General features: G+C 70.2%; 8 protein-coding genes and 1 pseudogene. 5 read left to right on the forward strand and 4 right to left on the reverse strand.

Annotation, left to right across the window (positions count from 1 at the left end):
• Positions 1–855 (reverse strand): PhzF family phenazine biosynthesis protein (locus AC27VN_RS19610; protein ID WP_490877581.1); only part of this gene is annotated, 855 nt, incomplete at its 3' end.
• A gap of 9 nt (positions 856–864) precedes the next feature.
• Positions 865–1,851 carry a Bug family tripartite tricarboxylate transporter substrate binding protein gene (locus AC27VN_RS19615; protein WP_490877582.1) on the reverse strand — a complete coding sequence of 329 codons (987 nt, stop codon included), beginning with the start codon at positions 1,849–1,851 and terminating at the stop codon, positions 865–867.
• Positions 1,852–1,983: 132 nt separating this feature from the next.
• Between AC27VN_RS19615 and AC27VN_RS19620 the strand changes: the two genes are divergently transcribed.
• Positions 1,984–2,832: a helix-turn-helix domain-containing protein gene (locus tag AC27VN_RS19620; RefSeq protein WP_490877583.1), complete on the forward strand. Its 849-nt coding sequence runs from the start codon at positions 1,984–1,986 to the stop codon at positions 2,830–2,832.
• Here the strand turns inward: AC27VN_RS19620 and AC27VN_RS19625 are convergent.
• Together AC27VN_RS19625 and AC27VN_RS19630 are read right to left on the reverse strand one after the other, a co-directional pair.
• Entirely contained in the window at positions 2,829–4,028 is a 1,200-nt protein-coding gene (locus AC27VN_RS19625; protein ID WP_490877584.1) for a lanthionine synthetase C family protein, read from the reverse strand. The genes AC27VN_RS19620 and AC27VN_RS19625 overlap by 4 nt on opposite strands.
• Before the next feature lie 5 nt (positions 4,029–4,033).
• The gene (locus tag AC27VN_RS19630; protein WP_057591618.1) at positions 4,034–4,948 is read right to left on the reverse strand and encodes a LysR family transcriptional regulator; all 915 of its coding nucleotides are present in this window, start codon (positions 4,946–4,948) and stop codon (positions 4,034–4,036) included.
• 184 nt (positions 4,949–5,132) lie between these two features.
• Between AC27VN_RS19630 and AC27VN_RS19635 the strand changes: the two genes are divergently transcribed.
• The 4 genes and pseudogenes from AC27VN_RS19635 to AC27VN_RS19650 form a co-directional block, all read left to right on the forward strand.
• Positions 5,133–6,017: an alpha/beta hydrolase gene (locus tag AC27VN_RS19635; RefSeq protein WP_490877585.1), complete on the forward strand. Its 885-nt coding sequence runs from the start codon at positions 5,133–5,135 to the stop codon at positions 6,015–6,017.
• Positions 6,018–6,236: 219 nt separating this feature from the next.
• On the forward strand, positions 6,237–7,493 hold the full coding sequence (locus tag AC27VN_RS19640) for an efflux RND transporter periplasmic adaptor subunit (RefSeq protein ID WP_490877586.1): 1,257 nt from the start codon (positions 6,237–6,239) through the stop codon (positions 7,491–7,493).
• A 193-nt stretch (positions 7,494–7,686) separates the two neighbouring features.
• The gene (locus AC27VN_RS19645; protein ID WP_093342320.1) at positions 7,687–10,971 is read left to right on the forward strand and encodes an efflux RND transporter permease subunit; all 3,285 of its coding nucleotides are present in this window, start codon (positions 7,687–7,689) and stop codon (positions 10,969–10,971) included.
• Positions 10,972–11,005: 34 nt separating this feature from the next.
• Positions 11,006–11,269 (forward strand): annotated as a pseudogene (locus AC27VN_RS19650) (efflux transporter outer membrane subunit); the annotation flags it as partial.

Below are 11,269 nucleotides of genomic sequence, written 5' to 3' on the forward strand. Positions count from 1 at the left end.
CGGCACCTCGTCCATCGCCTGCGCGTCGCCGCGCAGCCAGCAGCCTTCGGCGGCCTCGGCCTGCGCGGGCAGCCGCACCTGGATCGCCGAGGGCGAGCCCATGGCCTCGCCCTGGTGCACGGTGACCAGCGTTCCGTCGGCGCCGACCAGCGCCATCTCGCGCAGGCCCCAGGCCAGCGCCGCGGCGGCGATGCCGGTGGCCGCGTCCTCGGGATAGCCGGAGGAGCGCGGGAACTGGCGCGCGCTGACCTCGGTGCCCCGCGCATCGGCATTCGATGCAAAGGGATAGAGCCCGGTCGAGCCGAGCCGGTCGCACAGCGCCTCGACGCGCGCGAAGTCGGGCCGCAGGCCGTGCAGCAGCTCGGGGCTCTCGAGCCGCACCAGCGTCTTCACGCGGCTGGTGGCGGCGTTGAGCACCGGCGACACGATCTGCACCAGGTCGATGCCCAGGCACTGCGCGATCTCGCGCACCAGGGCCGCGTCGACCACGGCGATGCTGGCGCTGGGCTGGCTGATCTCGACCGCGCCGTCGACGAAGCGGCCGTGCACCGTGCCGCTGAGCGTCTGCACCGCGATCGGCTCGCCGCTCCAGCGGCCGCGCTCGTGCAGCAGCCACAGCGCGCCGAGCGTGGCATGGCCGCACATCTCCATCTCGTGGCGCGGCACGAAGTAGCGCATGCGCAGGCGGTGCCGGGCGGCATCGTCGGGCGCGAGCACGAACACCGACTCGTGCCCGCTCTCGCGGGTGCGGGCCTGCATGTCCTCGGTGGACATGGCATCGGCATCGAGCCAGACCGGGGCCGGGTTGCCGCCGGCGCGGGTGCCGGGGCGGGCGAAGACGCGTACGAGCTGCATCGCCATGATTCAGTCCGCCTTCGCGTTGACGGAGCGCGCGATGCCGCCCCACAGCGCGATGTCGGCGCGCACGCGCTGGCCGAACTGCTCGGGCGACCAGCTCGCGGGCGAGACGCCCTTGGCCATCATGTCGGCGCGCAGGTTGCGGTCCTGTAGCGCCTTGTCGAGCGCCGTGCGCAGCCGCTCCACCACCGGTTTGGGCGTGGCTGCGGGCGCCATCAGCCCATACCAGAGCTCGGGCTTGAAGTCCTTGATGCCCGCGGCCTCGAAGCTGGGCAGCTCGGGGAACACCGCCGAGGGCTGGCTGATCGCGAGCGCGCGCATGCGGCCGGCGCGCACCTGGGGCGCGAGCGCGGTGGGGTTGTCGAACAGCGCCTGGATCTGGCCGGCCATCAGGTCGGTCTGCGCGGGTGCCGCGCCGCGGTAGGGAATGTGGGTCATCTCGATGCCGGTGCGCTGCTTGAACAGCTCGCCCGCGAGATGACTCGCGGTGCCGTTGCCGATGCTGCCGTAGTTGAGCGTGCCGGGCCTGGCCTTGGCGTCGCGGATGAAGTCGGCGAGGTTCTTCGCGGGCAGGGTGGGCGCCACCACCAGCACGAAGGGCGTGGTGCCCAGCGTGCCCACGGGCGCGAGGTCGGCCAGCGGGTCGTAGGGCAGCTTGGGGTAGACGGCTTGGGCCGAGGCGATGGTCGTGGTGGTGGCGGCCACCAGCGTGTAGCCGTCGGGCGCGGCCTTGGAGGCGTAGCCCGTACCCACCGTGCCGCCGGCGCCCGCGCGGTTGTCGATGATCACCGGCACGCCGAGCTCGGCCTGCAGCCTGACCTGCACCGCGCGGAAGATCACGTCGGTGCCGCCGCCGGCCGGGAAGGGCACGACGATGGTGATCGGCTTGGCGGGATAGGTGTCGGCGGCGGCCGCGGTACCGCAGGCGGCGGCGAGCAGGGCGGCGGCGGCCATCAGGGCGAGGCGCCGTGGCGGGCGGAGGCTGGCGGTCATGGAGGTCCTTGGCGGAGCGGGTGGAGGGGAGGTCCTAGTCTTCCTGCCGATCGATCCGCGCGTGCCTCCGCTCGCGACGTGCGCGCGCACGAATGCGACATCGGCCGCGCGATTGACCACACAATCGGCCCCATGCCGTCCCCAGCCGCCCCATCCGGACCGCGCATCTCCGCGTTCGCCGACCGCCTCGCCCACAAGGCGACGCCGGTGGCGAGCACGCTCGACGGCTACGCCACCACGCCGCATGCGCACGATTGCGACATGCTGTTCGTGCCGCTGGCGGGGCGCTTCGACGTGATCGATCCGCGCGGCGACGCGCTGCAGTCCTCGCCCGGCCACTTCCTCTGGTTCGCGGCCGGCGCCGCCCATGCCACCAGCGCGATGACGCTGCGCCAGACGCACCTCGCGGTCTATGTCGACTCGGAGTTCTGGGACACGGCGCTGCGCGCGCACGGCATCGCGAAGCCGGCCCAGGGCCTGCGCGCGGGCAGCGGCGCGCTGAACCTGCTGTCGCACCGGCTGCTCGAGATGGCCGGCACGCCGGCATCGCCCGAGCCTTCGATGGCGCACGTGGCCCATTGCGGGGCGCTGGTGATGGAGGCGGCGCGGCTCATGGCCAACCCGCTGGTGCATCCCGACGGCCGCGGCACGCCCGGCGCGGTGATCGCCGCGCTGCTGGCCAGCGACATCGAGGCCACGCTGGCGGCGGCGCTGCCGCTCGAGGCCTTCGCGGCGCGGCACCGGCTCTCGCGCCGGCAGGTCGAGCGGCTGTTCCGCGCGGCCTACGGGTTGTCGCCGCTCGAATTCCAGCAGCAGCGGCGCCTCGAGCGCGCGCGCCACCTGCTGCAGAGCACCGACGAATCGGTGCTGTCGGTGGCGCAGCAGGTCGGCTGGGCCTCGGGCGCCTATCTCACGCGCATGCTGGGCAAGGCCTGGGCGACGACGGCGGGCGAGCTGCGCGCGCGGCGGCCGCCGGCCTAGAAGAAACAGTCGAGGGTCGGGAAGCGGTCCGTGCCCTCGATGCAATCCCACAGGTAGATCGCGAAGCCGGGGTCGCCGGTCCACAGCGAATAGCGCAGGTGGCCGTGTTCCGCCAGCTCGGCCTCGGTCTGCGCGATGCCGTGCATGGCGAAGGCGCGCGCCCGGGCCAGCCAGGCGGCGTCGCCGAAGCGGCGGTGCAGCTTGAGGAAGGCATAGCCGTTGCCGCCGGTGCCGTGGCACAGGTTCGAGCCCTTGTTCAGCGGGCCGGCCTGCCAGGTGGTTTCGCCGGCGGCCAGCAGCAGCTCGTCGAGCGCGTCGCCCGGAAAGTCCGCGAGGCAGATCACGAAGCCCGGCGCGCCATGACACATTTGCACCAGCTTCGGCCGCGAGGCATCGGGCAGCGGAAACAGGCGCGGGCGCCAGTTCGCCTGCGCGCCTTCGCGGTCGGCGCTGCGTTGCACGGTGTTGGCGATGCAGTCGCGCCAGGCGTTCCATTCGGCGTCGTCGAGCAGGTGGCGGCCATGGATCAGCGGCACGGCGGTGGCGACGAAGCCGTGCACCGCGTCGATGTAGGTCGAGCGCTGGCCATAGAGCTGTTGGGTCCAGAAATGGCAGCCGAAGTCCTCGGACCATTCGAGCTGCGACCACAGCCGCCGCGCGGTGTCGCGGTAGATATGAGCCCAGCGCTGCTCGCCGGTGCGCTCGTGCATGAACAGCGCCGCGAGCATGGTGCCGGGCGTGCCCCACATCAGCTCGAGGGTTTCGTCGCCGAAGTGGCCGCCGCACAGCCGCGCGAGCTCGTCGGCGATGGCATCGGAGGGCTGGAGCCGGTGCTCGAGCAGCCGGATGCCGGTGTCGCCCATCAGGTAGGCCGCGAAGCCGGCGTCGGCGGGACGACCCATGGCCGCGCGGTTGGCGGCGATCAGGCCCGGCACGACCGGCGCGTAGTCGCGCGCCAGCCGCGCGGCGCCGCGGTCCCGCAGATGCTGCAGCGCCCAGATCACGCCGCTGGCGCCCCAATACAGCAGGTACTGCGGGGCGGGGTCCGGCGCGTCGCCTGGATGCATGGGCCACAGCCCCTCGGGCGTGAAGCGCGCCTCGGTGTCGCGCACGATGGCTTCGATCGCCCCGCGCGCGCGGCCCTCGTCCCAGGTGTCGGCCCGCAGGGGCTCGTGGCGCTCGGGCGAGAACAGCATGGCGCTCAGCGCCGCTGCAGCCGCGGCGTCTTCGCGAACAGTTCGGCGGCCCAGTCCACGAAGGCGCGCACCTTGGCGCTCAGGTGGCGGTTGGGCGGGTAGACCACGTGGATCGGCAGCGGGTCGCGGTGCCAGTCGGGCAGCACCTCGATCAGCTCGCCGCTCTCGAGGTGCGGCTCGGCCATGAAGGTGATGCACTGCGAGATGCCGAAGCCGCCGAGCACGGCCGCCATGTGGGCGTTGCTCTCGTTGACCGACACCCGGTAGGGTCCGTTGAGCTCGATGTGCTCGTCGCCCTTCTTGAACTCGTGCGGGTAGACGCGCCGCGTGGTGCCCGAGAAGTAGCTCACCACGTGGTGGCGCTTCTCGATGTCGTTCGGATGCTGCGGTGCACCATAGCGCTTGATGTAGGCCGGCGAGGCCACGGTCACGAAGTGCAGGGTGCCGATGCGCCGTGCCACCAGCGACTGGTCGGCGAGGTCGCCGGCGCGGATCACGCAGTCGACGTTGTCGCTGATCAGGTCGACCGTGCGGTCGCTGACGCCGAGGTCGACCTGGATCTCGGGGTAGCGGTCGCAGAAGGTGGCCAGGGCCGGCAGGATCACCAGCCGCGCGACCGAGGTGCCGACGTCGATGCGCAGCCGGCCCGTGGGGCTGGACTGCGCATTCGTCATGCTGGCTTCCATGTCGTCGAAGTCGTTGAGCAGCCGCGCCGCCCGCTCGAAGTACGCGGCGCCGTCCGGCGTGACCGTCACCCGGCGGGTGGTACGGTTCAGCAGCTTCACGCGCAGCCGCGATTCCAGGGCCTGGATCTGCTTGGTGACGGTGCCCTTGGGCAGGGCGAGCGAGTCCGCCGCGCGGGTGAAGGTGCCGGCTTCCACGACGCGGACGAAGATCCGCATGGCCTGGATCTGATCCATCGAATGCCTGTTCTTGAGACCCGGCCCTCGCCGGGGGGTGCGGATTCTCACACAAGGCCATAACCCTTTGGTGACCCGGTCCGATTGTTCGTAGTTTGGAAACAGAGTAGGGCTTGCATCCCTGTTTAACGCGACAGTCGGCGCCTTATATTTCAACCATCGCCCATTTCCCGAGGTCGTCCCCATGTCACCCCGTCCATCGTCCCGCTCCGCCGAAGCAGCCGCGCTCGCCGCGGGGCAAGGCGCGGAAGCCGATCTGTCGATCGAGCTGCCCGGCCGCGATCCGGTGGGCGCCCGTGTCTACGGCCAGCGCCCCAAGGGCGAAACCGTGCCGCTGGTGCTGCACTTCCATGGCGGCACCTTCATCTGCGGCGGCCTCGACAACGGCCGCAACGTGGCGCGCCTGCTGGCCGGCTCCGGCGCGGTGGTGGTCTCGCTCGACTACCCGCTGGCCCCCGAGTCGCCGTTTCCCGAGCCGATCGAGGTCGGCTACGCGGCGCTCGAATGGCTCTACAAGCAGCGCGTGAAGCTCGGCGGTCGCGGCGCCCAGGTCTACCTGGCCGGCGAGGAAGCCGGCGGCAACCTGGCGGCGGCGGTGGCCCTGATCTCGCGCGACCGCGCCCATCCGCCGCTGGCGGGCCAGATCCTGCTGTCGCCGATGCTCGATCCCTGCGCCGGCACCGCGTCGCTTCGCAAGGCGACCAACGATTCGCCCGAGTGCCGCTGGGCCACGGGCTGGGAAAAGTACCTGAGCTGCCCGTCGAACGCGACCCACCCCTATGCGGTGCCCAGCGGTTCGCTGCGCCTCTCGTCGCTGGCCCCGGCGCTGGTGCTGGTGGGCGAGGACGACGCGATGCGCGACGAGGCGCTGACCTTCGCGGGCCGGCTGCGTTCGGCCGGCATCGAGGTCACGAGCGCGGTGCTGAGCAACGCGGCCGAATGGCCCAAGGCGCTCTACGACGCCGAGTGCATGGGCTGCAAGGTCTGCGAGGCGACCGTGCAGCAGCACTTCCGCGAATTCTTTGCGGCGACCACACCGCCCCAAGGGGCGACACCGAAGCCCAGTTAGCCAGCGACCTCAGCCAGATAGCCAGCCGCTAGCGCGGTGAGGTCGGTCGCCAACGCGGCGACGGCCCCGCCGATACGGCCGAGCCACCGGGGGCACCCGGTGCGGCCGGCCTTTTTCCGAAATCTCCGTTTTTCTTGGTGCGAGGGCGCCAGGACGGACTGTTGCATCCCGAAAAGTCATCCGAGTCATTTGAGTCATCTGAGAGAAGGACGAATCACCATGTCGAACAACAAGCCAACGTTTTCCTCCGCGGCCCGCAAGGGCCTGTGGCCCGCCGTGACCGGCGTCACCGCCTTGCTGGCGGTGGCCGCCGCGGTGCTGGGCATGCACAGCTTCAAGGCCGAGGCCAACGCGCCGGCCGCGGGCGCGCCGCAAGCCATCCCGGTCTCGGTCGCGGCGGTGGCGCCGAGCGAGATCAACGCCTGGGACGAGTTCTCGGGCCGCCTCGAAGCGGTCGAACGCGTCGACGTGCGCTCCCGCGTCGCGGGTGCCGTGCAGTCGCTGCATTTCCGCGAAGGCGCGCTGGTCAAGCAGGGCGACCTGCTGGTGACCATCGACCCCGCGCCGTACGCGGCCGAGGTCGAGCGCGCCGAGGCGCAGGTGGCGTCGGCGCAGGCCCGCCAGTCCTTCAGCCGCAGCGAGCAGGAGCGCGCCAAGCGCCTGTGGGACGAGCAGGCGATCGCCCAGCGCGAATACGACGAGCGCGTGAACGCCGGCCGTGAAGCCGAAGCCAACCTGCGCGCGGCCCAGGCCTCGCTGCAGTCGGCACGCCTGAACCTGGGCTACACCCAGGTGCGGGCCCCAGTCTCGGGCCGCATCGGCAAGATCGAGGTCACGGTGGGCAACCTGGTGGCGGCCGGTCCCGGCGCCCCGGTGCTGACCACGCTGGTCTCGGTGAGCCCGATCTACGCGAGCTTCGATGCCGACGAGCAGGTGATCACGCGGGCCCTGAAGGACCTGCCGAGCGGCTCCAGCGCCCGCGGCCAGATCGAATCGATCCCGGTGCAGATGGGCACGGCCGGCCTGGACGGCACGCCCTTCGTCGGCAAGCTGCAGCTGATCGACAACCAGGTCGACGCCCGCAGCGGCACGGTGCGCGTGCGCGCCTCCTTCGACAACAAGGACGGCGCCCTGATCCCCGGCCAGTTCGCCCGCATCCGCATGGGCCAGGCCCGCAACGACACCGCGCTGCTGGTCAGCGAACGCGCCATCGGCACCGACCAGAACAAGAAGTTCGTGATGGTCGTGGGCGAGGACAACAAGGCGGTCTACCGCGAAGTCGCGCTCGGCGCCTCGATCAACGGCCTGCGCGTCGTGAGCAAGGGCCTGAAGGCGGGCGACCGCGTGGTGGTCAACGGCCTGCAGCACATCCGCCCGGGTGCGCTGGTGGCGCCGCAGACCGTGACCATGGACGCCAAGGCCGACGGCAAGGCGCAACAACCGACGGAACAAGTGGCGCAGGCCGCGAAGTCCTGAACGACACCGGGCCCCGCGCGCCAGCCTGAGCACAGGCCGGCGCGCCGGGAAACCCGGGACACCGACAACGGCGACAGCGGCAACGGCCGGCTCGCCAGCGTTACTCGAAGTTCCTTGATGGGAGCCACCTGGATGCCGCTCGTCTTTTTCGAAGCGGCGTGGATCGCGCTGTCCGCGCGATGGAGCCAACGAAATGAATCTCTCTAAATTCTTCATCGACCGGCCGATCTTTGCCGGCGTGCTGTCGCTCTTGATGCTGATAGCCGGCCTGATCGCGTTGCGCGGTCTGCCGATCTCCGAGTACCCGGAAGTCGCGCCTCCCTCGGTGGTGGTGCGCGCCCAGTACCCGGGTGCCAACCCCAAGGTGATCGCCGAGACCGTGGCGACCCCGCTGGAGGAGCAGATCAACGGCGTCGAGGGCATGCTCTACATGGGCAGCCAGGCGACCACCGACGGCGTGCTGACGCTCACCGTCACGTTCCGCCTCGGCACCGATCCCGACAAGGCACAGCAACTCGTGCAGAACCGCGTCTCGCAAGCCGAGCCGCGCCTGCCCGAGGAAGTGCGCCGGCTCGGCATCACCACGGTGAAGAGCGCGCCCGACCTCACGATGGTGGTCCACCTCGTGTCGCCCAACGGCCGCTACGACATCAACTACCTGCGCAACTACGCGGTGCTGAACGTGAAGGACCCGCTGGCGCGCATCGAAGGCGTGGGCCAGGTCCAGATCTTCGGCGGCGGCGACTACTCGATGCGCGTCTGGCTCGACCCGCAGAAGGTGGCGCAGCGCGGCCTCTCGGCCTCCGACGTGGTGGCCGCGATCCGCGGCCAGAACGTGCAGGCCGCGGCCGGCGTGGTCGGCGCTTCGCCCGGCCTGTCGGGCGTGGACATGCAGCTCTCGATCAATGCGCAAGGGCGCCTGCAGAGCGAGGAAGAGTTCGGCGACATCATCGTCAAGAGCGGCACCGACGGCGCCGTGACCCGGCTGCGCGACATCGGCCGCCTCGAGATGGGCGCCGCCGACTACTCGCTGCGCTCGCTGCTGAACAACGATCCGGCCGTCGGCATGGGCGTGTTCCAGGCCCCGGGCTCGAATGCGCTCGACATCTCGTCGAACGTGCGCAAGACGATGACCGAGCTCAACAAGAACATGCCGGAAGGCCTGGAATACCGCATCGCCTACGACCCGACGCAGTTCGTGCGCGCGTCCATCGAATCGGTGATCCACACGCTGCTCGAAGCCATCATGCTGGTGGTGCTGGTCGTGATCCTGTTCCTGCAGACCTGGCGCGCGTCGATCATTCCGCTCTTGGCCGTGCCGGTGTCGGTGATCGGTACCTTCGCGGTGCTGCACGTGCTGGGTTTCTCGATCAACGCGCTGAGCCTGTTCGGGCTGGTGCTGGCGATCGGCATCGTGGTGGACGATGCGATCGTGGTGGTGGAGAACGTCGAGCGCAACATCGAGGCGGGGCTCACGCCGCGCGAGGCGACCTACCGTGCGATGCGCGAAGTGTCCGGACCCATCATCGCGATCGCGCTGGTGCTGGTGGCCGTGTTCGTGCCGCTGGCCTTCATCAGCGGCCTCACGGGCCAGTTCTACCGCCAGTTCGCGGTGACCATCGCGATCTCGACCGTGATCTCGGCGATCAACTCGCTGACCCTGTCGCCCGCGCTCGCCGCCTTGCTGCTGCGCGGCCATGACCAGCCCAAGGACGCGCTGACGCGCGGCATGGACAAGGCCTTCGGCTGGCTGTTCCGCGGCTTCAACAAGTTCTTCCATCGCGGCTCCGAGGCCTACAGCGGCGGCGTCAAGCGCGTGATCTCGCGCAAGACGCTGATGCTGGTGATCTACCTCGCGCTGGTCGGCGTGACCTTCGGCCTGTTCAAGGCCGTGCCCAGCGGCTTCGTGCCGGCGCAGGACAAGCAGTACCTGATCGGTTTCGCGCAGCTGCCCGACGGCGCCACGCTCGACCGCACCGACGAAGTGATCCAGCGCATGGGCGAGATCATGAAGAAGAACCCGAACGTGGAAGACGCCATCGCCTTCCCGGGCCTGTCGATCAACGGCTTCACCAACAGCTCGAACTCGGGCATCGTGTTCGCCACGCTCAAGCCCTTCGACCAGCGCAAGCGCGCCGACCAGAGCGGTGGCGCGGTGGCGGGCCAGCTCAACGGCGCGTTCTCGAGCATCCAGGACGCGTTCATCGTGATGTTCCCGCCGCCGCCGGTGGCGGGCCTGGGCACCACGGGCGGCTTCAAGCTGCAGATCGAAGACCGCGCCTCGGTCGGCTACGACCAGATGGACGTGGCGGTCAAGGCCTTCATGGCCAAGGCCTATGCCGCGCCCGAGCTCACGGGCATGTTCACGAGCTGGCAGGTCAACGTGCCGCAGCTCTACGCGGACATCGACCGCACCAAGGCGCGCCAGCTCGGCGTGCCGGTGACGGACATCTTCGACACGATGCAGATCTACCTCGGTAGCCTGTACGCCAACGACTTCAACAAGTTCGGCCGCACGTACTCCGTGCGCGTCCAGGCCGATGCGCCTTACCGCGCCCGTGCCGAAGACGTGGGCCTGCTGAAGGTGCGCTCGACCTCGGGCGAGATGGTGCCGCTGGCCGCGCTGATGAAGGTCAACTCGACCTTCGGTCCGGAACGCGCCATGCGCTACAACGGCTACTTGGCCGCCGACATCAACGGTGGCCCGGCCCCCGGCTATTCGTCGGGCCAGGCGCAGGACGCGATCACCAAGATCGCGGCCGAGACCCTGCCCAAGGGCGTGAGCTTCGAGTGGACCGAGCTGACCTACCAGGAGATCCTGGCCGGCAACTCCGCCTTCCTGGTGTTCCCGCTGGCGATCCTGCTGGTGTTCCTGGTGTTGGCTGCGCAGTACGAGAGCCTGACCCTGCCGATCGCGATCATCCTGATCGTGCCGATGGGCATCATGGCCGCGATGGCGGGCGTGTGGATCTCGGGGGGCGACAACAACGTCTTCACGCAGATCGGGCTGATCGTGCTGGTGGGGCTCAGTGCGAAGAACGCGATCCTGATCGTGGAGTTCGCCCGCGAGCTCGAGTTCGCCGGGCGCACGCCGATCCAGGCCGCGATCGAGGCCAGCCGGCTGCGGCTGCGCCCGATCCTGATGACCTCGCTGGCCTTCGTCATGGGCGTGCTGCCCCTGGTGCTGTCGACCGGCGCGGGCTCCGAGATGCGCAAGGCGATGGGCGTGGCGGTGTTCGCCGGGATGATCGGCGTGACGGCCTTCGGCCTGTTCCTGACGCCGGTGTTCTACGTGCTGATGCGCCGCATCGCGGGCAACCGGCCGCTGAAGCTGCACGGCGAAGTGCCGCATGGCGAGGACTTCGTGTCGGCCGACCATCCGGCGCCGGCCTCGGGCGGTTCGCACGGTGGATCGGGCGGCGGCCATGGTGGCGGCCTGCATCCGGTGCCGGCCTCGCCGCGGACCTCGCATGAATGACGAACGAACCACAGAACAAGAAGGAAGCTCGATCATGAACTTCAAGCTCTCATCCCTCTCGGCGCCGCTGCGCGCAGCCGTGCTGCCCCTGGTGGCGGCCCTGGCCCTGGCCGGCTGCGCGAGCGTGCCCTCGGGCCTGCCCGAGACCCCCTCGGCGGCCCAGTTCAAGGAGCAGGGCGCCACGCCGCCCGCCGGCTGGACCCGCGCCGTGCCCTCCGAGGGCGCCGCGCGCGGCCCCTGGTGGCAGGCTTTCAACGACCCGGTCCTCGACGAGCTGATCGCCAAGGCCGACGTCAAC

It is taken from the genome of Variovorax sp. 20P10.2.4, from assembly GCF_058244205.1.